The organism is Vibrio cidicii (assembly GCF_009665415.1).
In the GTDB taxonomy this organism is placed as follows: domain Bacteria; phylum Pseudomonadota; class Gammaproteobacteria; order Enterobacterales; family Vibrionaceae; genus Vibrio; species Vibrio cidicii.
On the sequence record NZ_CP035921.1, the window covers coordinates 1,304,446 to 1,330,492 of the forward strand.

Consider the following 26,047-nt stretch of genomic DNA (forward strand, 5'->3'; position numbering starts at 1 on the left):
AATCTCAACAGGATCGCGATGCCCCATGGCACAACCAAGCAAAGAGGCTGAGACGATTCCAACTACAATCTTTCGCATCATTTGATTCAACCTTACTTATTGTTTTACATCTAAATTAAACAGTTCAAGCTGCCATTGGCGCGTACCTTGCGCTAACGTCACTACCTCAGGAGTCACTTTCTGCACGCGAAAACCGCGCAACACATCACCACGGGCGACGACTTGGTCATCCATCACCGCCACGCATTCGCGCTCACTCTCACACACGATACTTTGCAAATTCGGTAAACTCACTGTCCGATGGGTCGATTGGGCTTGCACTGGCGCAGGCGCCATCCACGACAGCGGCGCAGTTGGGTCTTGCGCGGCCCAACTTGGCAGCGTTAGCAAGCACAGCCACAACATCACTATTCTAACCACCGATAAACTCCTGTCTCGTGCCCAAGGTATACACTTGCAGAATCAATCGCGCCTGCGGATAGTTTTCTACCTTGTAATGGAAACTGCGCCAATAATAGTTCACCGGTAGGTTCTCCAGTTGATTGAGATAATTGACCACTGCAAAGTAGCTGCCAGTCAGCTCAAGGCGCACGGGGTGGACGTAGTAGCCCGAGTAAGCCGAGTTTTGCGCATCGCCACCAATGGGCTCTGCGGTTAACGACTCCAGTGAGACCAATTTGATGCCGCTACTGGTGTCGAGCACGCTTTCCAAAAGGGCCGCCATCTGGCTCGGCGAGATCAAATTGCTCACCACCTCTGAAAGCTGCATGTCGAGCTCTTGGCTTCTTTGCATTAGGTTCTTAAGTTCAATATCGACCTCTTGGTTAGGATCTTTATTCAGCTTAGCCTGAATCACCAGCAGCTCCCCTTCATGGCGCTGGTTATTCAACACCAGTGCTGATAACTGCGTTTTTTGCGCTTCCAACGCTTTCCACAAAGGCTCAAGCAACAACGTCGAGACACTAAGCACTATCACCACCAAACCACACAGGGTAATCAAGCCTTTTTCTCGGCCACTCAATGCGATGAACTTGTCGTTAAGTTCTTTCCACCACGAAATCATTATTTACCCTCTGCGCGAGTTCTGAGTTCAAAGGTAATCACATCCTGTTCATTGCGGCCTAAACGAACTTTTTCAAAGTTACGGCCAACCAAGCTCACTTCCTGCTTAAACTGGTTTACCCAGTTGGGCACCACACTGGCACTACGAGCCAGCCCTTTTAAATCGAGTCGATCATGCGTGATGTAGATGTCGCTCAGAGAGATGTCATTTCTGCCCAGTTTAGCCAGCGCTTGCATGATATCCGAGTAACCACCTTGGCGAGATTGATCATAATTGCCGACCGCCGCCAACGAAGCTTGCGTGGCCTGAATTTGCTGCTTTAAGCGCTCCACTGCGGCGAGCTTTTCTGCAGACGGTTTATGCGCCGCCAATTTTGCCTGCTGCGCGGCCAACTGCTGCTTAAATTGTTGTGCTTGTGCTTGTGCAACGGCCAACTCTTGAGCGAGCTGCGCCTGCTGCCAGCGCGCCAATCCATACATGCCACCAAGAACAAGCGCAGCGAGAAACCAAGAGGCAAGTAGCGTGGTGAGATTAAAGCGAGCTCGCTTTGGCTTGAGATGTTCTGGGTAAAGATTAACCGAGGGCAATCCGAGTGAACGTGCCGTATTGACGACGATTTGCCCGCACTGCAGTGCTGGCGAGGCGAGCACAGACGTTGTCGCAGTCAGACGCTCACTCAGTGCGGCCACCAGCGCATTTTGATCTTCATCATCACAGCAGATTTTCAGTTGATTGAGCGTCACCCCTTTCAATTGTGATGAGAGGTAATCCATTGAACGCTGCAACTCCAGCGCCAGTCCATCAAGTTGCAAGGCACTGGCGGATTCCCCCGTCAGTGGCGGGTAGACAGAGCGGATGGTGCGCTGAAAAGTGGGGGTATAATCAACGAACGCGCCGAGTTTAAACTGCCCTTTATGGCTACGTTGCAGCAAAATGAAGTTCGCCAAATCGCCTGCGCTGTGCGCCCATACCTCATCTTCAGGAATAATGGCATCCAATTCGCATTGATTGCGCAGAAGCACGTCGATAATTTTATCGACTACTTTTTTGGCCAATACGTAGACTTGGATCTTGTTGTCACCGGGCAACAAGCGCCCATCGGCGACAATGTCGCTCACCCTCTCAGAGATAAGATCTTTGACGAGAAAAGGCAGCGCCGCAGGCCATTCGCTGCGTGGAATCGCGGGCTTATCTAACTGGAAGATTTGGTAGTGATGGCTGGCCAGAACGATAGAAACTCGCTGCCCTGGCGTGGCTTTCAGTTGCAAAAGATGCGCTAGGCTTTTTTCCCAGCTACTACTGATAGGCTCAACGTGTGCGGGTTGGTCGTGTTGTGCGCTCGAGGCAAAATAGACCGCATCGGGCTGCAATAAGGCAACATGATGATGGCCTTGCTGAGACTGGCCTTTCAGCTTCGCGAACAACGACTGCACATTCATTTAGAGTTCCACTTATTTCCGTCGCCAGCGATTACGTCTCCCTGGCTTGACTTGTTTGTCTTCATTTTTCACTGGCGGCGGCAGCAGTTGCGATTCTTGGCTAAAGTAGCGCCCCTGGCCTCCGTGAATGCCTAATTCAACTAAGGTGTCCCACTCTTGCTGGGTCTCCACACCGACCGCAATCACCCGAGCCTTTGTACCTTCACCAGCGCCCAGCATACTGCGCACAAATAGTTGATTTTCATGCCGCTTTTCGATGTTTTTTGCCAAGCTTCGATGCAGTTTCAAATAATCTACGTGCAGATCTTTCAGATAATGGGTACTGACGATGGTTCTGCCAGCTTGCCCGACCACCAACTGACAACCTAAGCCTTTGAGCATTTTCGACACTGGTCGCATATAGTCGAGGTGTCGCACCAGATGGCTTTCAACAAACTCGAAGCTTAATAAAGCGCGCTGTTCACTAGTTAACTGTAGCAGTTCATCACGGAACCATTTGAAATGGCGGCGGTTTGCAAAAGGAGTGACATTCACATTCAGAGAAAAAGGCACGCTCTGCTGAGTGGACGAACGCAAAAAACCAAATGCTTTACTTAACACCGCCCTATCCATTTGGCTTTCAAACCCGACTTGCTTGAGCGCCGACATGTACCTCGACGCTTTCACAATCCCATTTTCCGGATCGTGAATTCGGCACGTTAATTCAGTATGTAGTAAATCCAACTGATTGTTATTTAATAGATAAGCGGGCTGTCCAAAGAGTAACACACTTTCAGCATGCAGTGTTGTCTCAAAAATGGTACGCCATTTCACGCTGCCGCGGATCTCATCGATATGGTTCCACTTTTTAAAGCGACTCCAGTTGTTATTGTTCTGCAGTTGCGCACTGCGCAGGGCGGTTTCCGCTTCGTCCATGATCTGGTTGTGGCGCTCCCCTTCCTGATACATAGTGATACCGATATGGCACCAGTTCTCTTTGTCGAGAGGATACGGCGGGTGTAGTTTTTCCAGTTGACGAATACACTGTGAAGCAAGGTTGGCCACATCTTTAGCACTTTGATGGGGAATAAAGAGCGCAAAATCGGCGTTGTAATAGCGAGAAAAGACCACATCGGGATAACGTTGCACAAGATTGGACAGCAAACTGCCCACTTCGACAATGAACTCATCGGCGATCAGTTTGTCATTCTCTTCCAATACGCTTTTCCAATCGGCAATACGTACCAGCACCACACCACCTTGCGCACCGCTCTCTTGTAACGCCGACTCTAATTTGTTGTCGAACAACACGCGATTGGCTGTACCTGTCAGCTTATCAAGAAAAGTCTGGGTACGAATAAAGGTATCAAAGCGGCTACGTTCTTGCCGTGCATCTTGCAGCTCTTCAATTAAACGATCCAACGCTTCACTGGCAGTATAGGGCCACTCTTGTTCATCACCTTTGGCAAACTGCTCAACCCTCCCGGCTAAAATCATCCGCCCACGCTCTTCGAGCAACTCTGAGCCATGCAACTGCGCTTTTAACCATTTCAGGCCGCGCATTAAGCAGAAGATGATTAACCCGACCGCTAGGGTGATCGACCAAAACGCTTGCAGCGAGTAACCAAAACCAACATAAGGTGGCACCGCTTTAAATTCGACGTGATAACCGGGATTGCGTTCGAGCTGATAACGTTGCTCGTAAAGGCGATTGGGGTCAATTTGTGGCGAAGTATCTTTGAAACGGTAAACCACGCCGGAATCGGTGGAAAGCTTCATTTCGACAATGTTGGACGCTTGCAGCATTTTGGGCATCCAGCGCTGCATGGAATAGGCGGCATCCGGATCTTCCATCTCCTTGTCCAGCACTTCGACAATGCCAGCCAAATAGTGGTTGAGATATTCCTGCCCAAGCCGTTTAAACGACAACGTGCCGCCGACAAAAAGAATGAACATGGCGCTGATCACGATGACAGTGACGAAAGCCACTAGGCGAGTGCTAAGCTTGAGAGTTGGGGTATACCTCATGAATACCGAATTCCTTTTCCATTCATCATATACCGTATTGATCTATATATACTTGATAAGAGAATGGTTAACAATCTAATGACTTAAGATGTGAGAAGTGTCATTGAAAAAGCCGCGGGATCGCGGCTTTTGGTAGGTCTCAGGTAAACCTCAAAAAGGAATATCGTCATCGAAATCCATTGGCGGTTCGTTGTACTGCGGCTGAGATTGTTGAGATTGCTGCGGCGCATGCTGCTGTGCAGGTGCTTGATATGACTGCTGCTGATGCGCGGCTGGCTGTTGCGGCTGTCCCCACCCACCTTGCTGCTGCGCTTGAGGTGCACCACCCATCGCGGGCGCGCCGCCTTGCTGGCGTCCGCCAAGCATCTGCATCACACCGCTGTAGCCTTGTACCACGATGTCCGTTGAGTAGCGATCTTGACCATTTTGATCTTGCCATTTGCGCGTCTGCAATTGGCCTTCAATGTAAACCTGAGAGCCTTTACGCAGGTATTCACCTGCGACTTCAGCGAGTTTTCCATACAGGGTAACACGATGCCATTCCGTTTTTTCACGCGGTTCGCCAGTCGCTTTGTCGCGCCAAGTTTCCGAAGTAGCAACGGTAATGTTAGCCACTGCACCGCCGCTTGGCATATAACGAATTTCAGGGTCGTTCCCTAGGTTCCCTACCAAGATTACTTTATTAATTCCACGGCTGGCCATGATGTGCTCCGTTTAAGCTGTCGGTACTAAATTTTAGCGCATTAGGATAGCACGCTTTGTCTGTGGTAAAAACAGTCAAAAGAGTGTCTGATTTAACACTCAGCAATAAAAGCCTCATCGCGCATTTTTTCAGAGCAGCTAAACGCTTTTTCTCTCTGACAAACTGCTCATTTACTTGCCGCTTTGAAACTCGACGCATTTCATTTCAGCCCTGCTGGTATTGACCTGCCATCAATGACAATTTCTCACTCATCCCCCTTGTTATTAGGTCAACTTTTATCTTTCGGAGCCACACATGAGAAAATCCTCCTATGCCAGAAGCTTGTTCTTTCTCCAGCGAGCAAACGCACAACCCCCAGCATTTATCGATACCTTAGCGCGCGCCATCGAGCTTCCCATACCAGCAATTACCACAGAAACCTTGATGCGAACCGATCCCTTGCACCGTAACCGCATCTTGTTGATCGACTATCAAGAACACAAAGTATTGCTGTTACAAATTAGAAACCTGCCACTGATTTGCAAAAACTTTGAAACCATCATTTTCAACGTACCAAAACGATTGAGCACCGATGAGCTGCTCGGCCTTGGACAGAGCAAAGCGGTTTTCTACGCAGATTGCAGCATGGAAAAAATTGCCGAAGGCGTTATTGCCGTGATTGAAGGGCAAAACTGGCTACCTCGCCACGTTCAGGCGCAGCTTCTGCATTACTACCGCAATATGTTCAACACCCATACCGCACCCGCCAATGTAGATTTGACCATTCGCGAAATTCAAGTGCTACGCTGCTTACAAGCAGGAGCGAGCAATGCTCACATCGCCGAGGATCTGTTTATCAGCGAGTACACGGTCAAATCACATCTTTATCAGATTTTTAAAAAGCTCTCGGTAAAAAATCGTCTTCAGGCCACCGCCTGGGCCGATCAACATCTACTCTCGTAACAAAATGGGCAGAATTTGTGGTTTGTTTATAGGGCATCGCTCGCTCTCGGGTTAGAATCGCAGCATCTTATGCAGCCAACCGTGCAGCGAGCGCCCTTTCATGCGCCTGTCACACTCAGTTTGCTATCGTAATGGGCTGCAACCACAGTTAAAGGACGCCGTTTGATGATTAAGAAATGCCTCTTTCCTGCCGCTGGTTATGGCACACGCTTTTTACCAGCGACTAAATCCATGCCAAAAGAGATGATGCCTGTGGTGAATAAACCGCTGATTGAATATGGTGTTGATGAAGCCATTCAGGCGGGAATGACTGGGATGTGTATCGTCACTGGTCGCGGTAAGCACTCGATCATGGATCACTTCGATAAAAACTACGAGCTAGAGCATCAAATCAGCGGCACTAATAAAGAGGTTTTGCTTGATGACGTGCGAGCACTGATCGACGCGGCCAACTTCACCTATATCCGCCAACGAGAAATGAAAGGCTTAGGCCATGCGATTCTCACCGGGCGTGAGCTTGTGGGTGACCAGCCTTTTGCCGTGGTGCTGGCCGATGACTTGTGTGTCAACCAAGAACAAGGCGTGCTGGCACAAATGGTCGCGCTATTTAAACAGTTCCGCTGCTCAATCGTCGCCGTGCAAGAAGTTCCAGAGAACGAAACACACAAATACGGCGTGATCGCTGGCGAAATGATTAAAGATGATCTATTTCGTGTGGACAACATGGTTGAAAAACCAGAACCCGGAACCGCGCCAAGTAATTTGGCGATCATTGGCCGCTATATTCTCACTCCCGACATTTTCGATTTGATCGAACAGACAGAGCCCGGCAAAGGCGGCGAAATCCAGATCACCGACGCACTCTTAAAGCAAGCCAAATCGGGCTGCGTATTGGCATACAAGTTCAAAGGACGCCGTTTTGATTGCGGCAGTGTCGAAGGCTACATTGAGGCCACCAACTACTGCTACCAGAACCTTTACTTGAAAGATGAGAAGAAATCGGAACTCGGCAAACAGTCGACTAAACGCCAGCGCTAAAGCGCCATTTGATCGCTTCTATCTATTGTGACGGCGCGGTTGAACTGCGCCGTTTTTAACTGTTTTTTTATCCAGTATTTTATTGCACATTTCTCACACTATGTAATACTTGCTCCACTTGGTATTTCACAGAGCATTGAAGATGGACAAGATAGAAGTTCGCGGAGCACGTACTCATAACCTAAAAAATATCAATCTCACCATTCCCCGAGACAAATTGATCGTCATTACGGGCTTATCCGGCTCAGGTAAGTCATCCCTTGCCTTCGATACTCTCTACGCCGAAGGGCAACGACGCTATGTAGAATCACTCTCGGCTTACGCGCGCCAGTTCTTATCTCTGATGGAAAAGCCGGATGTGGACCACATAGAAGGGCTTTCGCCAGCGATCTCCATCGAGCAGAAATCCACCTCACATAACCCTCGTTCTACCGTCGGTACCATTACCGAAGTGTATGATTACCTGCGTCTGTTGTACGCACGGGTCGGCGAACCGCGCTGCCCTGAGCACAAAGTGCCGCTGGCAGCGCAAACCGTGAGCCAAATGGTCGACAAAGTGCTGGAGATGCCCGAGGGCAGCAAAATGATGTTGCTGGCGCCGATCGTCAAAGAGCGCAAAGGCGAACACGTTAAAACGCTGGAAAACCTCGCCGCGCAAGGCTTTATTCGCGCTCGTATCGATGGCGAGACGTGCGACCTGTCCGATCCACCGACACTGGAATTGCACAAAAAACACACCATTGAAGTGATCGTCGATCGCTTTAAAGTGCGCGCCGATCTGCAACAGCGTCTGGCAGAATCGTTTGAAACGGCACTAGAGCTCTCCGGCGGTATTGTGGTTGTCGCTCCCATGGAAGGTGAAGGCGAAGAGATCGTCTTTTCGGCCAACTTTGCCTGTCCGCACTGTGGTTACAGCATGCAAGAGCTAGAGCCTCGCCTGTTCTCTTTTAACAACCCGGCTGGCGCCTGTGGCACTTGTGACGGTTTGGGCGTGCAGCAATATTTTGATCCAGACCGAGTGATCCAAGATGCCAATCTCAGTCTGGCACAAGGTGCAATTCGCGGCTGGGATCAAAAAAACTATTACTACTATCAAATGCTCACTTCGCTGGCTGATCATTATGGTTTTGATCTGCATGTGCCGTTCAACACTTTGTCGAAAAAGATCCAAGAGATCATTCTCAAAGGTTCGGGCCGTGCTGAAGTGGAGTTCAAATACATCAATGACCGCGGTGATATTCGCGTTAAACGTCATCCGTTTGAAGGCATTCTCAATACTCTGGAGAGACGCTACCGCGACACCGAATCCAACTCGGTGCGCGAAGAATTAGTTAAATACATTTCGACCAAGCCATGTGCCAGTTGTGGCGGTACTCGCTTGCGTTTAGAAGCGCGCAACGTGTTCATCAATGACACCACCCTGCCGCAGATTGTCGAACTCAGCATCGCCGAGGCATTGGCCTTTTTTGCCAATCTCAAGCTTGAAGGGCAACGCGCGCAGATCGCAGAAAAAGTGATGAAGGAGATCAACGACCGCTTACAGTTTTTGGTCAATGTTGGCCTCAATTATCTCAACCTGTCGCGCAGCGCAGAAACCCTCTCAGGCGGTGAGGCGCAGCGCATCCGCTTAGCAAGTCAAATTGGTGCAGGTTTGGTGGGGGTGATGTATGTGCTCGATGAACCCTCCATCGGTCTGCATCAGCGCGACAACGAACGGCTGCTGAAAACGCTCAATCACCTGCGCGACTTAGGTAACACTGTCTTAGTGGTTGAGCACGATGAGGATGCGATCCGCATGGCCGATTACGTGATTGACATCGGTCCGGGTGCCGGGGTGCACGGCGGGCAGATCGTCGCTGAAGGCAGTGTTGACGAGATCATCGCCAATCCGGATTCACTTACAGGTCAATACCTGAGCGGCGTGAAAGAAATTGCTGTACCACGTGAGCGCACCCCATACGATGCGAGCAAAACCGTCGAGTTGATCGGCGCGAGTGGCAACAACCTGAAAAACGTCAACCTCTCGGTGCCCGTGGGTTTGTTTAGCTGCATCACCGGCGTATCCGGTTCTGGCAAATCCACACTGATCAACGACACCTTCTTTAAAATCGCCCACACCGCGCTCAATGGCGCCACCACTGCTCAACCCGCGCCGTACAAAAGCATTAAAGGGCTGGAGCATTTTGATAAGGTGATCGATATCGACCAGAGCCCGATTGGTCGCACGCCGCGCTCAAACCCGGCCACCTATACAGGCATTTTTACCCCGATCCGCGAGCTGTTCTCGGGCACGCAAGAGTCTCGTTCACGGGGTTACAAGCCCGGGCGCTTTAGTTTCAACGTGCGGGGCGGTCGCTGTGAAGCCTGTCAGGGCGATGGCGTGATCAAAGTCGAGATGCACTTTTTACCCGATGTGTACGTGCCGTGTGATGTGTGTAAAGGCAAGCGTTATAACCGCGAAACACTGGAAGTGCGCTATAAAGGCAAATCAATTGACGAAGTGTTGGAAATGACGGTCGAAGACGCACGCGAGTTCTTTGAACCCGTTCCGGTAATTGCGCGTAAATTGCAAACCTTGATGGATGTCGGCCTCTCCTACATTCGCCTTGGTCAAGCGGCGACCACACTCTCCGGCGGTGAAGCGCAGCGGGTGAAACTGGCGCGCGAATTGTCCAAACGCGACACAGGTAAGACCTTGTATATTTTGGATGAACCGACCACGGGTCTGCATTTTCACGATATCCAACAACTGCTCACGGTCCTGCATCGCCTGCGCGATCACGGCAATACGGTGGTGGTGATTGAGCACAACTTGGATGTGATTAAAACCGCTGACTGGATCATCGACCTTGGTCCTGAGGGCGGGCAAGGCGGCGGCGAGATCATTGCCCAAGGCACACCGGAAGATGTGGCCTTGGTCGAAGGTTCGCACACTGCGCGCTTTCTTAAGCCTATGTTGAACTAGAAAAAACAGGTAAAGTGATGAAACCAGCTGCGTGCTGGTTTCATTGTTTACAATTACAGAAAACGTTTATGGCAACCATACATGTAAGTGGAACTCAGCTCGACCAGCCACCCGCCCGTATTCCGTTGAACAGAAAGTTTCTCGCGGCGATGGCGGCCGTGTTTCTGGTGGCGATGCACTTTTTTATGCCCAATCCTGGTGGTTCTGGGTTGGCGCTGTCGTTTAATCCAACCACTTGGATAGCCTTTTCGGTCGCTTTCGGTATCGGCTGCTATCATCTCGCCCGCAATCAGGCGCTGCGCTATTCCAAGTTGACCATCGGCTTACTGGTCAGTTGCGTGATCCTCTCTATCCCGCTGTTTTATTCCACGACCAATTACGAACTCTCGCTCGGACGCATGCTGGGGTTGTGGGCGGGGATGGCGTTTTTTATCCTGCTGCAACAGTTCAGCTTTAGTAATAAACACAAGCAGAGACTGCTGTGGCTGGTAGTGCTGGCGGTGGTGATTGAAGCCTGTCTGGGTTATTACCAATATCTGTGGCTTAAAGCGGACAACTGGATGGGCTACGACACGCTCTCCAATCGTCCTTACGGCATCTTTCAGCAACCGAATGTGATGGCCAGCTTTCTTGCAACAGGGTTGGTGATCTCAGGCTATTTGCTGGCAAGACAACCACACAAATACAACAAGCATTTGAGCGAAATCACCTTGCTCTACCTTGTGCCGCTCTTCACCGTACCACTGATTGTAGTGCTGGCGTCTCGCACTGGGTGGTTAGCGGCGTTATTGGGCGTATTGCTGCTGCTCCCTTACCTCTACCGCTTTGGCACAAAAATTCGCTTTTGGGGTTGGCTCATCGCTGTCATTGCTGGGTTGGTGTTGGCCAGTGCGATGCTCAATAACGTCAATCCCGATGGTGACAGCCTCGCTGCACGCAAAGCCAATCTCGACTCAGCGCGCGAATACACCTTCCCTCAGACACTGGATATGCTGATAGAAAAACCGTTTACTGGTTACGGCTACGGCAACTTTGAATCCGCTTACACCTTGTATACTGCAAGGCAGCACTTGCTTAATCACAATTATCCCGCTGGCTTACCAGCCATGGATCATCCGCACAATGAGCTGCTTTATTGGGGGGTAGAGGGGGGAATCATCCCGCTGATTGGGATCTTGCTGGCGGCCTTGTTAGTGCTTAACCGCATTATGAACACCAAGAAAGGCACCCGTTTGGCGGTGTTCGCGCTGTTTGTGCCCATTGTGCTGCACAGTCAACTGGAGTATCCCTTCTACCATTCAGCGGTACACTGGCTGACCTTCATCATTTTGCTGTACTGGATTGATCAGCGCGCGACACGGATGAAGTCTGTCTCTTTTAGTGTTATCAGCAAAACCGTCTTACGAGTGATGAGCTTGGTGGTGCCTATCCTCACGGCGTTTTATATGTTAAGCGCTCTGCACACCAACTATGTCCTAACCAAATTTGAAACCACACGACCACTTGACCCAGATCGGCTCAAGCAAGTGACCAATCCTGTGGTGTGGAAAGATCGCTTCGATTGGGATGTGTACAGCACCTATCTCAACATTGGCTTAGCCACTCAAGACGCGGCGTTAATCCAACCTTATATAGACTGGTCGTTGGAAATCATCCAGAGCAAGCCGCGCCCGGCATTTTACTCCAATCTGATCCTCGCTTACCAAGGCTTGGGGGATCTTAGTAAGGCCGAACAAGTGCGCGCCGAAGCGGAGTTTCTCTTTCCCAAGCACGACTTTACTCAAGTGCAGTATCAACCGCCCTCAAGTGCACGCTCGGCCACGGTTTCTGCGGGCCAATAAAGGCATCAAGCGAAGCGCATCCACGCTTCGCTTTTTTATTTAGAGCACTCAAGCGTTGTTACAGCGCCAACGACTCTTCTAATGCGCGAAGGCACAGTGCAACGTTTTCTTCTCGTGCTCCATAGCCCATCAAACCAATTCGCCATGCTTTGCCCGCCAGCGCCCCTAAACCTGCGCCGATTTCTAAGTTATAGGTTTCGAGCAGATGCGAGCGTACTTTCGCTTCATCAATGCCTTCCGGTACGTAAATGGCGTTGAGCTGCGGCAGACGGTGAGCTTCATCTACGACAAAGCGAAAGCCGAGTTTCTCCAGCCCGGATTTCAGTTTGTCGTGCATCGCTCGATGGCGTGCCCACGCATTCTCCAGCCCTTCATTTTTCAGCAGCAGTAGCGCTTCATGCAGTGAATAGAGACTATTGACTGGCGCTGTGTGGTGATAGCTGCGTTTGCCTGCGCCGCTCCAATAGCCGAGTACTAAGCTTTGATCCAAAAACCAGCTTTGAATCGGCGTGGTGCGCGCCTGAATTTTTTCAATCGCGGCTTTTGAGAAGGTTAATGGCGACAATCCCGGTACGCAAGAGAGGCACTTCTGACTGCCAGAATAGACCGCATCCAACTGCCACTCATCCACTTTGAGCGGCACGCCACCGAGTGACGTAACGGTATCGGCAATGGTTAACAGCCCATGCGCTTTGGCTAGTTTACCGAGCGCCTCGGCATCGCTCATCGCACCGGTTGAGGTTTCAGCGTGTACAAAGGCGAGGATCTTGCTGTCTGGATGCTCCGTAAGCGCTTGTTCTACCTTCTCAACTGAAACGGGGCAGCCCCATTCATCGTCCACCAGCACCACTTCGCCACCAGCACGAATCACGTTTTCCCGCATCCGCTCACCAAACACGCCATTACGACACACAATCACTTTATCGCCGGGCTCAATCAGATTGACAAAGCAGGCTTCCATACCCGCACTGCCGGGCGCCGATACCGCGATGGTGAACTCATTTTCCGTTTGGAAAGCGTATTTGAGCAGTTGTTTTAGCTCGTCCATCATGGCGATAAAAAGTGGGTCTAAGTGGCCGACCGTCGGGCGACTTAACGCCTGTAACACCTGCGGAGAGATGTCCGATGGCCCAGGCCCCATAAGAATTCGACGTGGTGGATGAAAACTTTGTATCGTCATAGCGGCTCCTTGCTAAGCGTGAAAGGGTTGTTATGGACTTAGATTAGTATTGAAAGCTGAGCTTTCCACACTAAAGCAATATTTCCGCCACGGCAATTAGCCGACCGTCTTACAGGTCTAACCAGTGTCACAGTTTTGTTAATAAAAACTTTCACTCCTGCCTGAAATAGCCGTTGACATTAAGTGGCGAAAAACGTTCAATGTTTGAGCTTTATGCAGAAGAGGAGCACTGCCCAGGTAGGTGTTTCGTGGAGCCGCAACTCCGATACGAAATACTCAGGGGGAGCAGTGCCGAGGTAGATCAAGGTTGCTGGAATTGATCTGTCGGTTGACTTGGGTTGAGTCCCATCAACTGTCATCAGCACCGTCTGATGAAGAGCTTCTGAGGGACATTCTCTGATTATTCAAACTGACCTCTTTCAATTGCTCTATCCCCTTTCCTCACCAAAACAAACATCGGATGTTGGGTTACCAACGATAGTTATTTTTTTAGAAGTCGTGGGAGAAATGCCGTGAGCGCATTAAATGTAGCGAAATTTGGTGGAACCAGTGTGGCCAACTTTGAGGCGATGAGCCGCAGTGCCGCCGTGGTCGAAAACAATCCAGACACGCGTCTGGTAGTGAGCAGCGCCTGTTCTGGGGTGACTAACTTATTGGTTGAACTGGCAAATGGTGTGCAAGCGCAAGAGCGACGCAACCAAATCCTCAGCCAACTGGCAGAGATCCACGATGCGATTCTCAATCAGTTGCAAGACGCCAGCGAAACTGCCGCCGAAGTGTACGCTCTGCTTGATACCGTGACCAGCTTAGCCGAAGCCGCTTCCATTCAAGCCAGCACCAAACTGACCGACCACTTGGTCGCCTGCGGTGAGCTGATGTCAACGCACATTCTCACTCAATTGATGAAAGAGCGTGGTTTGAATACGGTTCGTTTTGATATCCGCGACGTACTACGCACCGACAGCAACTTTGGCCGCGCAGAACCAGATGTAACGCAAATTTCCCTGCTCGCCCAAGAAAAACTGTTGCCGCTGTGCCGTGATTTTATCGTCGTGACACAAGGCTTTATTGGCTCTGACCTTGATGGCAACACCACCACGCTTGGCCGTGGAGGAAGCGACTACAGCGCCGCGCTGATTGCTGAAGGATTAAAAGCGACGGGTCTTGAGATCTGGACCGACGTCCCGGGCATCTACACCACCGATCCGCGCATTGCGCCAAAAGCGGCGCCGATCCCTGAAATCAGTTTTGCTGAAGCGTCAGAAATGGCGAACTTCGGCGCAAAGATCCTTCATCCTTCAACACTGGTTCCGGCGCTGCGTCATGATATTCCAGTATTTGTCGGCTCGTCCAAAGAGCCCGAGAAAGGCGGCACTTGGATTCGTCATGAAGCACAGAGCTCGCCGCTGTTTCGTGCGTTAGCCCTGCGTTGCAACCAAACCATGGTGACGCTGCGTAGCGCTAAGATGTTCCACGCTTACGGTTTCCTCGCCAAAGTATTTGAAATTTTGGCAAAGCATAAGATTTCTGTTGATCTGATCACCACTTCAGAAATCAGTGTTTCGCTTACTCTGGATAAAACCGACACCTCGGGCGGTGCACCAGAGTTGCCGCAAGCGGTTCGCAGCGAGCTTGAAGAGCTGTGCCACGTAGAAGTCGAACACAATCTATGTTTGGTCGCCTTAATCGGCAACCACATGGAGACCAAAGGTTACGCTAAAGAGGTGTTTAGCACACTAGGCGATTTCAACCTGCGCATGATCTGCTACGGAGCGAGCGATCACAACCTGTGTTTCCTCGTCGATGCGCACGACTCGAAGAAAGTGATTCAAAAGCTGCACCAAGATCTGTTTGAGACGCAGAATTAATACTCACCAATGTAAAAATGGGTTGCCTCGTGGCAACCCATTTTTTCGCTCGAAAGTGTGCGGTTTAACCGTTGATATTCGGCCCCAACCATTTTTCCGCTTCAAGTAGATCCCAGCCTTTGCGCTGCGCGTAGTCTTCTACCTGATCTTGTTGGATCTGTGCGATCGCAAAGTAGCGAGATTCTGGATGAGAGAAATACCAGCCCGACACGGATGCCCCCGGCCACATTGCATAACTGCTGGTCAGTGACATGCCGATCGTTTGCTCGACATTGAGCAGTTCCCATAATGCCCCTTTTTCCGTGTGCTCCGGACACGCGGGATAACCAGGTGCAGGGCGAATACCTTGGTATTTCTCGCGGATCAATTCTTCATTGGATAAGTTCTCATTCGGCGCATAGCCCCAAATTTCTTTGCGCACTCTCTCATGCAGATATTCGGCAAAGGCTTCTGCCAGACGATCCGCCACCGCCTGAATCATGATCGCGTTGTAATCATCGCCCTGCGCTTTGAACTCATCAGCCAGTTCTCGCTCATTGATGCCGCCAGTGACCGCAAACGCACCAATCCAATCCTTTTTGCCTGAAGCTTTCGGCGCAACGTAATCCGACAAACAGTAGTTGGCGCCTTTCGGCTTCTCGGTTTGCTGTCTTAAATTGTGCAACACTTTGACCACTTGGCTACGCGATTCGTCGCTATACACCTCAATATCGTCACCAATGCTGGCGGCTGGAAAGAGCGCACACATGCCACTGGCTTTCATCAACCCTTCTTGCTCAATTTTATCCAGCCAATCATTGGCATCTTTGAACAAGCGTTGCGCCTCTTCACCGACCTCCTCGTGGTCGAAAATGGTCGGGTATTTACCCACCAGCGACCACGTCATAAAGAATGGGGTCCAATCGATATACTGACGCAAAACCGCCACATCAAAATCGGCAAACACATGCACACCCGGCTTAGCTGGTGCTGGCGGCGTGTAGCTCTGCCAATCGATCGCCGCTTTGTTGGCGCGAGCTTCTGCCAAGGTGACGGGTTTACTTCTCGGTTTCTTACGATTGTGCTGATCGCGCACCAACTCATAATCGGCCTGCAAGCGTTCGACAAACGCCGGACGCAGTTCGTCAGACAGCAGCGAGGTACATACCCCAACCGCACGCGAAGCATTATTGACGTACACCACGGGATGAGAATAGTTCTGCTCAATTTTGACTGCGGTGTGCGCTTTGGAGGTGGTCGCACCGCCGATCAGCAGTGGCAAATCAAAGCCCTGACGCTCCATCTCTTTGGCCACATGCACCATTTCGTCCAAAGACGGAGTGATAAGACCTGAGAGACCAATGATGTCGACCTGCTCTTCTTTGGCCACTTTGAGGATCTGTTCACACGGCACCATGACACCTAAATCAATGATTTCGTAGTTGTTACATTGTAAAACCACACCAACAATGTTCTTGCCGATATCGTGCACATCACCTTTGACCGTGGCGAGCAGAATCTTACCGTTGGTTGTACCGGACTGCTTAGAGGCATTAATAAACGGCTCTAAGTGAGCCACCGCCTGCTTCATCACCCGCGCCGATTTTACCACCTGAGGGAGGAACATCTTGCCTTCCCCAAACAGGTCGCCGACCACGTTCATGCCGTCCATCAACGGCCCTTCAATCACTTCCAGTGGCTTAGACGCGTTTAGCCTCGCCTCTTCGGTGTCTTCGACGATAAACTCGGTAATACCCTTCACCAGCGCATGCTCAAGCCGTTTAGCCACAGGCCAAGTACGCCACTCCAATGCCGAAGCATCTTCCACTTTGCCCACGGCATTTTCACGATACGCTTCGGCGATTTCCAACAAGCGTTCAGTGCCATCTTCACGGCGATTCAGCACTACATCTTCGACCGCTTCACGCAGTTTCTCTGGTACGTTATCGTAAATTTCGAGCTGCCCGGCATTGACGATGCCCATGTCCATGCCGTTTTTAAAACAGTGGTAGAGGAATACCGCATGAATCGCTTCGCGCACATAGTTATTGCCGCGGAAAGAGAAAGAAACGTTCGACACCCCACCAGAAATCATCGCATGCGGCAGGTCGCGTTTGATGTCCGCCACCGCGTTAATAAAGTCGACCGCGTAGTTATTGTGCTCTTCAATGCCAGTCGCGATGGCAAAAATGTTCGGGTCGAAGATCACATCTTCCGGTGGAAAGCCGACTTCATCGACCAGAATTCGATAAGCGTTGGTACAGATCTCCAGTTTGCGCTCGCGCGTGTCCGCTTGGCCCACCTCGTCAAACGCCATGACAATCACTGCCGCGCCATAACGGCGGATCAGTTTGGCCTGCTCAACAAACTTGGCCTTACCCTCTTTGAGGGAAATCGAGTTGACGATACCTTTGCCTTGAATGCATTTCAGGCCCGCTTCAATCACTTCCCACTTCGACGAGTCCACCATCACCGGTACTTTGGAAATTTCTGGCTCGGACGCACATAAGTTGAGAAAACGCACCATACACGCCTCGGCATCCAACATGCCTTCATCCATGTTGATATCAATAATCTGCGCACCGTTTTCTACCTGCTCGCGAGCCACATCCAAGGCTTCATCGTAAAGCTCTTCTTTAATCAAACGCTTAAAGCGCGCAGAGCCGGTTACGTTGGTGCGTTCACCGACGTTAACAAACAAGGTATCTTTCGCTATCGTCAGAGGCTCTAGCCCAGAGAGACGACACGCCACCGGAATGTCAGGCAAGACACGCGGCGCGACCCCTTCAACCGCCAGCGCCATATGGCGAATGTGTTCGGGCGTAGTGCCGCAGCAGCCACCAACGAGGTTGATAAAACCGCTTTGAGCCCACTCTTTGACGTGCACCGCCATCTCCTCTGGCGAGAGATCGTATTCACCAAACGCGTTTGGTAAACCGGCGTTCGGGTGGGTAGAGACGTACGTTTCTGAGATACGTGACAGCTCTTCAACATACGGACGCAGTTCGTCCGGCCCCAAAGCACAGTTCAAACCAAACGAGATAGGTCTTACATGGCGCAAAGCGTTGTAGAAGGCCTCGGTTGTTTGCCCGGAGAGTGTACGCCCGGAAGCATCGGTAATGGTACCGGAGATCATCACCGGTAAGCTGATACCAAGTTCCTCGAACACGGAATCGACAGCAAATGCGCACGCTTTCGCGTTCAGGGTATCAAAAATAGTTTCAATCAGAATGAGATCGGATCCGCCGCGGATCAGAGCACGAGTCGATTCCGAATACGCTTGCACCAAAGCATCAAAAGTGACATTGCGGTAGCCCGGATCGTTCACATCAGGAGAAATAGAACAAGTACGATTGGTTGGACCGAGCACCCCAGCCACATAGCGTGGTTTTTGCGGATTTTTAGCGGTCCACTCGTCCGCCGCTTCACGAGCCAGTGTAGCCGCAGCGAAGTTAATCTCTTCGCTTAAGCTTTCCATTTCGTAATCCGCCATGGCAATGGTGGTGGCGTTAAAAGTGTTGGTTTCGAGAATATCGGCACCCGCTTCCAAGTAAGCGCAGTGAATTTCTTTGATCAACTGAGGCTGGGTTAACACCAGCAAGTCATTGTTGCCTTTGAGATCACAGTGCCAATTTGCGAAACGCTCACCACGATAGTCTTGCTCCTGCAACTTGTAACCCTGGATCATGGTTCCCATACCACCATCAATCAATAAGATACGTTGCTTTAGTTGCGCTTCAATCTGCTCTCTAATATTACTTCCCACGATAACGCCTCATTCCTTTCAGTATTACGACATCCTATCACACAATCTTCAGGAGTCTAGACGTCTAAAAACTCTAATTCGGCCTATTTTCTGCACCTTGTCGATTGATAAAAGAATTAGCAAAAAATGTTTGCTATTTGTGCAGTGAAGAAAGAAAATTTCGTTCATAATTTGTTACAAAGAGAAGCTCATGTCGGTCTACTACACTCTCTGTTTTTTGTCTGCAGCAGCTATGCTGATCGCGTTTGTTAACAGCAAAATCGGCAAAATGCAGACCACCATTGCTATCACGGCGGGTTCTATGGTGCTGTCACTCCTTATCCTTATCGCGGGTCAAAATAACTGGTTTCATCTCAGCGAGATCGCTACTCAAACGGTATCGAGCATCAACTTTGAAGATTTCCTGCTCAAGGGGATCCTCGGTTTCCTTCTGTTTGCTGGCGGGCTAGGCATTAAGCTTCCCAACCTCAAAGATCAGAAATGGGAAATTACCGTACTGGCTTTAGGTGCAACGCTGTTTTCTACCTTCTTTATTGGCTTTGTACTTTACGGAACGTGCCAGTTAATCGGTATCCAATTTGACCTGATCTACTGCTTACTCTTTGGCGCTCTGATTTCCCCAACCGACCCCATTGCTGTACTGGCGATCGTCAAAAAGCTGAACGCACCAAAACGCATTTCGACGCAAATTGAAGGCGAATCGCTGTTTAACGACGGCTTTGGTCTGGTAATTTTCGTTACACTGTTCACCATCGCTTTCGGCAGCGAAGCACCAACTGTCGGCAGCGTGACCATGCTGTTTATCCAAGAGGCGATCGGCGGAATCGTCTACGGCTTCGCTTTGGGTCTGCTGTTCCACTATCTGATCTGCGCGACCGATGACCATTCGATGGAACTGCTACTGACTATCGGCGTCCCCACCGCAGGCTATGCCTTTGCTGAAGTAATCCACGTTTCGGGTCCACTGGCAATGGTGGTCTCCGGCATAATGATGGGCAACTGGACACGATTCATCGGCTTTTCTAAAGAGAGTGAAGACCACTTGGATCACTTCTGGGAACTGGTGGACGAGTTCTTAAATGGGGTGTTGTTTCTGCTGATCGGCATGTCGATGTTGCTGTTTAAGTTCCATCAGGAAGACTGGATCATGATGGCGATTGCGGTGCCTTTGGTATTGCTCGCACGTTATTTGAGTGTCTTTATCTCATACATTGGCTTTAAACGCTTTCGAACCTACAATCCTTGGTCAATTCGTATTTTGACCTGGGGTGGCTTGCGCGGCGGCCTAGCGCTGGCCATGGCGCTTTCAATCCCAAGTGGCATCTGGGTGATTGAAGACAAGCTGATTGACGTTAAAGAGTTTATTCTTGTTATGACTTATGCGGTTGTGGTTTTCTCCATTTTAGTCCAAGGGTCAACCATCACCCCTATGATTGAAAAAGCCAAGAAAGTAGATGCAGATTACCAATAAAAGCATCCAAAATACGTAGACAACAAAATGCCAATCGCTAAATATCTATCATTGATATGATGCTATTGGCATTTTGATAGATTTGTCTTGTTCTTTTGCATAAAGCTGGGTAAAACTCAGTGTTGCTATCAGCCAATGCGATGGCTTTTGAACAGAACAAAGTCTAGGTAATGGAATGGAAAGCCTCACTTTAGATATCAGAACGTTAAACATCATTATTGTGCTCTTTTCATTGCTTTATGCAGTCGGACTTTTCATTTACCAAACCACTCAACAAAAATCGTCTGGCCTTAAACCACTTGCAGCGGGCATTTTTCTTATCGGTGTCGGACCTTTTCTCATAGTCTTTCGCGGAATCGCTCCAGACTGGTTAACCATTGTCGTTGCCAATAGTTTTATCCACCTTGGATTTCTCTGTACATTCTACGGCATCAGCCTGATACGTAACTTCAAAAGTCACATCATCCACGTGCTTCTGCTTGGCTTTGTTATCAGTGTTGGCGCGCTGTACTTTTTCACCTACCCGATACCCTCGATCAATTTCAGAATCGCCATTGTCAGTGCCTACATGAGCGCAACCTCGTTCGCTACCTTTTGGGCCTTAATCAAAGGCAAGCATGACGATGCCAAACTACCAGTTCTATTGATGGCTATTCCTTTTCTCAGCCTCAGTATCATGATGTTCGTACGGATATTTTATGGCTTATATGAACCTCAATTAACGAACTATCTGATGGCAGGAAAGATGCACGCATTCAGTTATGTTCATGTGTTAATTCTTTTGGTCAGCATTAGCCTCAGCATGCTGTGGCTGTTTAATTCAAGACTGGTTAAATCGATTCACCACCTATCGCTCAAAGATCCGCTAACTGGCTTGTATAATCGACGAGTCATGGACAACGTGATACCGAATTTAGTTGCTAGAGCTAAAGAACGTAAAAACTCTGTCAGTTTGATTATGACCGACATAGACAATTTCAAAGCGATTAACGATGAATTCGGCCATATCGTTGGTGACGATACAATCGAAAAAGTCGCCAAAGTGCTCACACAGTCTGCAGCGAATTCCGAGAACATCTATATTGTCCGCTTCGGTGGTGATGAATTCATGATTTTACTCCTCGAAAGCGACATCAATAACGCATATGAGTACGCTGAAAATCTTCGCAAGCAACTTCTCTCCGATGTTTCCGTCAGTCTTAACGGACACCCTTGTACTATGAGCTTTGGCGTCGCAGAGCTTGGGCTGGACGATAATCTTGATGAGCTGCTGGAAAATGCAGATAGCGCGCTCTATCAAGCGAAAAATCTCGGTCGTAACCAAGTTGTCTCCAACTCTTCCATGTAGCACTTTGTCGCAATTTAATGATAAATACAGATTGTTTGACAACGAAGAAAGATTGAAGGGACAAATATCGATTGCTGATATAAATAAAAATAGCTCTCGAAGAGTCTATTATGACGACATTGCATAGAAAGTGCCTCTTGCATGGAATCGCTTTTTGAAACGTACCGATAGAATGAAAACAATATGCTCAACAAAACACAACAACACGATTATGGCCAGAGAAAGGGACACGTCTCAGAGCCGTGAAGCAATGTCTGTATCATCAAGCTCCCGCCTTATTCACCAGAGCTCAACCCGCTAGAACAAGTGTGGAGTTGGCTCAGACAACACTGTCTTGCCAATCAGAGTTTTACCGATGATGACGATATCGTGGAGAAAGTGTGCAAGGCTTGGAACCGATTCTTGGACAGTACAGATAGGGTTAGAAAAATGTGCACAAGGGACTGGATTAACCTGACCAGTTAATTTTACAGATTGGTATAATACAACAGATACAAAAAGACCCCAGCATTTCTGCTGAGGTCTTAAATAAGTGGCGGAGCGGACGGGACTCGAACCCGCGACCCCCGGCGTGACAGGCCGGTATTCTAACCAACTGAACTACCGCTCCACACGGTGTCTATTTTAAGTCTTACCTTTTCAGCGCTTCAAATAAACGGATGTTCAAAGCCTGGCGATGTTCTACTCTCACATGGGGAAGCCCCACACTACCATCGACGCTGTTTCGTTTCACTTCTGAGTTCGGGATGGAATCAGGTGGGTCCAAAACGCTATGGTCGCCAAGCAAATTCTTTCTCTCTATTTCTAGAGAATAATCTGGAAAGCTGTTTTCTGTTCTCTACACATTCAATGTTCTTACATCGAGTCCACCAAAACCCTTTGGGTGTTGTATGGTTAAGCCTCACGGGCAATTAGTACAGGTTAGCTCAACGCCTCACAGCGCTTACACACCCTGCCTATCAACGTTCTAGTCTCGAACAACCCTTTAGGACAGTTAAACTGTCAGGGAAGACTCATCTCAGGGCTCGCTTCCCGCTTAGATGCTTTCAGCGGTTATCGATTCCGAACTTAGCTACCGGGCAATGCGTCTGGCGACACAACCCGAACACCAGAGGTTCGTCCACTCCGGTCCTCTCGTACTAGGAGCAGCCCCCTTCAATCTTCCAACGCCCACGGCAGATAGGGACCGAACTGTCTCACGACGTTCTAAACCCAGCTCGCGTACCACTTTAAATGGCGAACAGCCATACCCTTGGGACCGACTTCAGCCCCAGGATGTGATGAGCCGACATCGAGGTGCCAAACACCGCCGTCGATATGAACTCTTGGGCGGTATCAGCCTGTTATCCCCGGAGTACCTTTTATCCGTTGAGCGATGGCCCTTCCATTCAGAACCACCGGATCACTATGACCTGCTTTCGCACCTGCTCGAACCGTCATTCTCGCAGTTAAGCGGGCTTATGCCATTGCACTAACCTCACGATGTCCAACCGTGATTAGCCCACCTTCGTGCTCCTCCGTTACTCTTTGGGAGGAGACCGCCCCAGTCAAACTACCCACCAGGCACTGTCCGCGACCCCGATAAGGGGCCAACGTTAGAACATCAAACATACAAGGGTGGTATTTCAAGGACGGCTCCAACGCAACTGGCGTCACGTCTTCAAAGCCTCCCACCTATCCTACACATGTAGGTTCAATGTTCAGTGCCAAGCTGTAGTAAAGGTTCACGGGGTCTTTCCGTCTAGCCGCGGGTACACTGCATCTTCACAGCGATTTCAATTTCACTGAGTCTCGGGTGGAGACAGCGTGGCCATCATTACGCCATTCGTGCAGGTCGGAACTTACCCGACAAGGAATTTCGCTACCTTAGGACCGTTATAGTTACGGCCGCCGTTTACCGGGGCTTCGATCAAGAGCTTCGCTTACGCTAACCCCATCAATTAACCTTCCGGCACCGGGCAGGCGTCACACCGTATACGTCATCTTACGATTTTGCACAGTGCTGTGTTTTTAATAAACAGTTGCAGCCACCTGGTATCTGCGACTCTCGTCAGCTCCATCCGCAAGGGACTTCACCATCAAGAGCGTACCTTCTCCCGAAGTTACGGTACCATTTTGCCTAGTTCCTTCACCCGAGTTCTCTCAAGCGCCTTGGTATTCTCTACCCGACCACCTGTGTCGGTTTGGGGTACGATTCCATCAAATCTGAAGCTTAGAGGCTTTTCCTGGAAGCATGGCATCAATGACTTCACTACCGTAGTAGCTCGACGTCGTGTCTCAGCCTTAGAAAGAGCCGGATTTACCTAACTCTTAAGCCTACGCACTTGAACCTGGACAACCGTCGCCAGGCCCACCTAGCCTTCTCCGTCCCCCCATCGCAATTTGATCGAGTACGGGAATATTAACCCGTTTCCCATCGACTACGCCTTTCGGCCTCGCCTTAGGGGTCGACTCACCCTGCCCCGATTAACGTTGGACAGGAACCCTTGGTCTTCCGGCGGGGAGGTTTTTCACCCCCCTTGTCGTTACTCATGTCAGCATTCGCACTTCTGATACCTCCAGCATGCTTTACAACACACCTTCAACGGCTTACAGAACGCTCCCCTACCCAATGTTCAAAGAACATTGCCGCAGCTTCGGTTTACAACTTAGCCCCGTTACATCTTCCGCGCAGGCCGACTCGACTAGTGAGCTATTACGCTTTCTTTAAATGATGGCTGCTTCTAAGCCAACATCCTAGCTGTCTAAGCCTTCCCACATCGTTTCCCACTTAGCTGTAATTTGGGACCTTAGCTGGCGGTCTGGGTTGTTTCCCTCTCCACGACGGACGTTAGCACCCGCCGTGTGTCTCCCGGATAGTACTTACTGGTATTCGGAGTTTGCAAAGGGTTGGTAAGTCGGGATGACCCCCTAGCCTTAACAGTGCTCTACCCCAGTAGTATTCGTCCGAGGCGCTACCTAAATAGCTTTCGGGGAGAACCAGCTATCTCCGAGTTTGATTGGCCTTTCACCCCTAGCCACAAGTCATCCGCTAATTTTTCAACATTAGTCGGTTCGGTCCTCCAGTTGATGTTACTCAACCTTCAACCTGCCCATGGCTAGATCACTCGGTTTCGGGTCTAATGCTAGCAACTATACGCCCAGTTAAGACTCGGTTTCCCTACGGCTCCCCTAGATGGTTAACCTTGCTACTAACATTAAGTCGCTGACCCATTATACAAAAGGTACGCAGTCACACCACGAAGGTGCTCCTACTGCTTGTACGTACACGGTTTCAGGTTCTATTTCACTCCCCTCACAGGGGTTCTTTTCGCCTTTCCCTCACGGTACTGGTTCACTATCGGTCAGTCAGGAGTATTTAGCCTTGGAGGATGGTCCCCCCATATTCAGACAGGATAACACGTGTCCCGCCCTACTCGATTTCACTGAACATGCGCCTATAACTACGGGACTATCACCCGGTATCGTTGGCCTTTCCAGACCATTCGTCTAACGCATGTAAAGCTTAAGGGCTAATCCAATTTCGCTCGCCGCTACTTTCGGAATCTCGGTTGATTTCTTTTCCTCGGGGTACTTAGATGTTTCAGTTCTCCCGGTTCGCTTCGCTGCACTATGTATTCATGCAGCGATACTGGCTTATGCCAGTGGGTTTCCCCATTCGGAAATCGGTGACTCAAGTGGCTCTTACTGCCTCATCACCGCTTATCGCAAGTTAGTACGTCCTTCATCGCCTCTGACTGCCAAGGCATCCACCGTGTACGCTTAGTCACTTAACCATACAACCCGAAAGGGTCTTTACGTTAAACAACCAAGGTTGCTATCTCATTATTTGAATGAGCGAGATAGCTTTGATTTGCCGGACTCAATTTTGAATCGTCACTGTAAGTGACATTCCCAAGAACACTTGAATGTGTTTTGTTGGTGCTTGTCTTAAAGACAAACATTGAGAACTTTACAAGCAATCTATCCATAAAGATAAATTACTTTGTCAGCTTTCCAAATTGTTAAAGAGCAATGTCATTTCTCGATGAGAAACCACTTTTTAAAGACTTTCAGCGTCGGAAAATCGACCATCCACATGAAGGGGAGGCTGAATTAAGTAACACAAAAATATTTAAAGAGTGGTGGGCGATACCGGGTTCGAACCAGTGACCCCCTGCTTGTAAGGCAGGTGCTCTCCCAACTGAGCTAATCGCCCACAGTTTGTTTGTCTCCACTTTTGAAAAAGCAGAAGCAAAACAAGATTCCCTGTGGTAGGAAATGGTGGGTCGTGCAGGATTCGAACCTGCGACCAATTGATTAAAAGTCAACTGCTCTACCGACTGAGCTAACGACCCGTGGTATCCCGTAGGGGAGTCGAACCCCTGTTACCGCCGTGAAAGGGCGGTGTCCTAGGCCTCTAGACGAACGGGACACTAAGATACTCTAAACTTTCTA

15 protein-coding genes, 4 tRNA genes, 2 rRNA genes and 1 riboswitch are annotated in these 26,047 nt (G+C 49.8%); of the genes, 8 read left to right on the top strand and 13 right to left on the bottom strand.

Annotated features, from left to right (window positions below):
• Nucleotides 1-96 precede the first annotated feature (96 nt).
• The 5 genes from EWA64_RS06965 to EWA64_RS06985 all read right to left on the bottom strand — a co-directional run bounded on the left by EWA64_RS06965 (nucleotide 97) and on the right by EWA64_RS06985 (nucleotide 5,211).
• Nucleotides 97-420, bottom strand: a complete 324-nt coding sequence (locus EWA64_RS06965; protein ID WP_065860333.1) for an MSHA biogenesis protein MshK — start codon at nucleotides 418-420, stop codon at nucleotides 97-99.
• Nucleotides 413-1,063 carry a type II secretion system protein M gene (locus EWA64_RS06970; protein ID WP_061894892.1) on the bottom strand — a complete coding sequence of 217 codons (651 nt, stop codon included), beginning with the start codon at nucleotides 1,061-1,063 and terminating at the stop codon, nucleotides 413-415. The genes EWA64_RS06965 and EWA64_RS06970 overlap by 8 nt, the downstream gene beginning before the upstream one ends.
• Nucleotides 1,063-2,502 carry a hypothetical protein gene (locus EWA64_RS06975; RefSeq protein WP_061894893.1) on the bottom strand — a complete coding sequence of 480 codons (1,440 nt, stop codon included), beginning with the start codon at nucleotides 2,500-2,502 and terminating at the stop codon, nucleotides 1,063-1,065. Before EWA64_RS06975 ends, EWA64_RS06970 begins: the two co-directional genes overlap by 1 nt.
• A 12-nt stretch (nucleotides 2,503-2,514) precedes the next feature.
• Nucleotides 2,515-4,509 (bottom strand): RNase E specificity factor CsrD, encoded by a 1,995-nt coding sequence (gene csrD / locus EWA64_RS06980; RefSeq protein WP_061894894.1) that lies wholly within the window; start codon nucleotides 4,507-4,509, stop codon nucleotides 2,515-2,517.
• Between the two features lie 150 nt (nucleotides 4,510-4,659).
• Nucleotides 4,660-5,211 (bottom strand): single-stranded DNA-binding protein, encoded by a 552-nt coding sequence (locus EWA64_RS06985; RefSeq protein WP_061894895.1) that lies wholly within the window; start codon nucleotides 5,209-5,211, stop codon nucleotides 4,660-4,662.
• 295 nt (nucleotides 5,212-5,506) lie between these two features.
• Here EWA64_RS06985 and EWA64_RS06990 point away from each other — a divergent pair, with 295 nt between their 5' ends.
• The 4 genes from EWA64_RS06990 (at nucleotide 5,507) to EWA64_RS07005 (ending at nucleotide 11,998) form a co-directional block, all read left to right on the top strand.
• A complete protein-coding gene (locus tag EWA64_RS06990; RefSeq protein WP_061894896.1) occupies nucleotides 5,507-6,154 on the top strand; it encodes a LuxR C-terminal-related transcriptional regulator in 648 nt (215 codons plus the stop codon).
• A 165-nt stretch (nucleotides 6,155-6,319) separates the two neighbouring features.
• Complete coding sequence (gene galU / locus EWA64_RS06995) at nucleotides 6,320-7,192, top strand: UTP--glucose-1-phosphate uridylyltransferase GalU (protein ID WP_061894897.1); 873 nt, start codon at nucleotides 6,320-6,322, stop codon at nucleotides 7,190-7,192.
• Between the two features lie 142 nt (nucleotides 7,193-7,334).
• Complete coding sequence (gene uvrA / locus EWA64_RS07000) at nucleotides 7,335-10,157, top strand: excinuclease ABC subunit UvrA (protein WP_039435748.1); 2,823 nt, start codon at nucleotides 7,335-7,337, stop codon at nucleotides 10,155-10,157.
• 68 nt (nucleotides 10,158-10,225) lie between these two features.
• Nucleotides 10,226-11,998: a PglL family O-oligosaccharyltransferase gene (locus EWA64_RS07005; protein ID WP_061894906.1), complete on the top strand. Its 1,773-nt coding sequence runs from the start codon at nucleotides 10,226-10,228 to the stop codon at nucleotides 11,996-11,998.
• A 58-nt stretch (nucleotides 11,999-12,056) separates the two neighbouring features.
• On the opposite strand, the gene EWA64_RS07010 is transcribed toward EWA64_RS07005, so the two are convergent.
• Nucleotides 12,057-13,178 (bottom strand): pyridoxal-phosphate-dependent aminotransferase family protein, encoded by a 1,122-nt coding sequence (locus EWA64_RS07010; RefSeq protein ID WP_061894898.1) that lies wholly within the window; start codon nucleotides 13,176-13,178, stop codon nucleotides 12,057-12,059.
• Nucleotides 13,179-13,389: 211 nt separating this feature from the next.
• Nucleotides 13,390-13,568, top strand: a riboswitch (Lysine riboswitch).
• Nucleotides 13,569-13,690: 122 nt separating this feature from the next.
• Here EWA64_RS07010 and lysC point away from each other — a divergent pair.
• Nucleotides 13,691-15,046, top strand: a complete 1,356-nt coding sequence (gene lysC / locus EWA64_RS07015; protein ID WP_061894899.1) for a lysine-sensitive aspartokinase 3 — start codon at nucleotides 13,691-13,693, stop codon at nucleotides 15,044-15,046.
• Nucleotides 15,047-15,110: 64 nt separating this feature from the next.
• On the opposite strand, the gene metH is transcribed toward lysC, so the two are convergent.
• Nucleotides 15,111-18,791 (bottom strand): methionine synthase, encoded by a 3,681-nt coding sequence (gene metH / locus EWA64_RS07020; RefSeq protein WP_061894900.1) that lies wholly within the window; start codon nucleotides 18,789-18,791, stop codon nucleotides 15,111-15,113.
• A gap of 190 nt (nucleotides 18,792-18,981) precedes the next feature.
• Here metH and EWA64_RS07025 point away from each other — a divergent pair, with 190 nt between their 5' ends.
• The 3 genes from EWA64_RS07025 to EWA64_RS07035 all read left to right on the top strand — a co-directional run bounded on the left by EWA64_RS07025 (nucleotide 18,982) and on the right by EWA64_RS07035 (nucleotide 22,075).
• Entirely contained in the window at nucleotides 18,982-20,262 is a 1,281-nt protein-coding gene (locus EWA64_RS07025) for a cation:proton antiporter (protein ID WP_061894901.1), read from the top strand.
• Nucleotides 20,263-20,437: 175 nt separating this feature from the next.
• Entirely contained in the window at nucleotides 20,438-21,610 is a 1,173-nt protein-coding gene (locus tag EWA64_RS07030; protein WP_061894902.1) for a GGDEF domain-containing protein, read from the top strand.
• Between the two features lie 261 nt (nucleotides 21,611-21,871).
• Nucleotides 21,872-22,075, top strand: coding sequence for a transposase (locus EWA64_RS07035; RefSeq protein WP_439655063.1), 204 nt, complete (start codon nucleotides 21,872-21,874; stop codon nucleotides 22,073-22,075).
• Between the two features lie 68 nt (nucleotides 22,076-22,143).
• On the opposite strand, the gene EWA64_RS07040 is transcribed toward EWA64_RS07035, so the two are convergent.
• From EWA64_RS07040 to EWA64_RS07065, 6 genes are all read right to left on the bottom strand, one after another.
• Nucleotides 22,144-22,220, bottom strand: a tRNA-Asp gene (locus EWA64_RS07040).
• A 58-nt stretch (nucleotides 22,221-22,278) separates the two neighbouring features.
• Nucleotides 22,279-22,394: ribosomal RNA gene (rrf, locus tag EWA64_RS07045) — 5S ribosomal RNA — on the bottom strand.
• Between the two features lie 106 nt (nucleotides 22,395-22,500).
• Nucleotides 22,501-25,386 (bottom strand): 23S ribosomal RNA (locus tag EWA64_RS07050).
• 346 nt (nucleotides 25,387-25,732) lie between these two features.
• Nucleotides 25,733-25,808, bottom strand: a tRNA-Val gene (locus tag EWA64_RS07055).
• Nucleotides 25,809-25,871: 63 nt separating this feature from the next.
• Nucleotides 25,872-25,947: transfer RNA gene (locus EWA64_RS07060), tRNA-Lys, on the bottom strand.
• Nucleotide 25,948: 1 nt separating this feature from the next.
• Nucleotides 25,949-26,024 (bottom strand) — tRNA-Glu (locus EWA64_RS07065).
• Nucleotides 26,025-26,047: the final 23 nt, after the last annotated feature.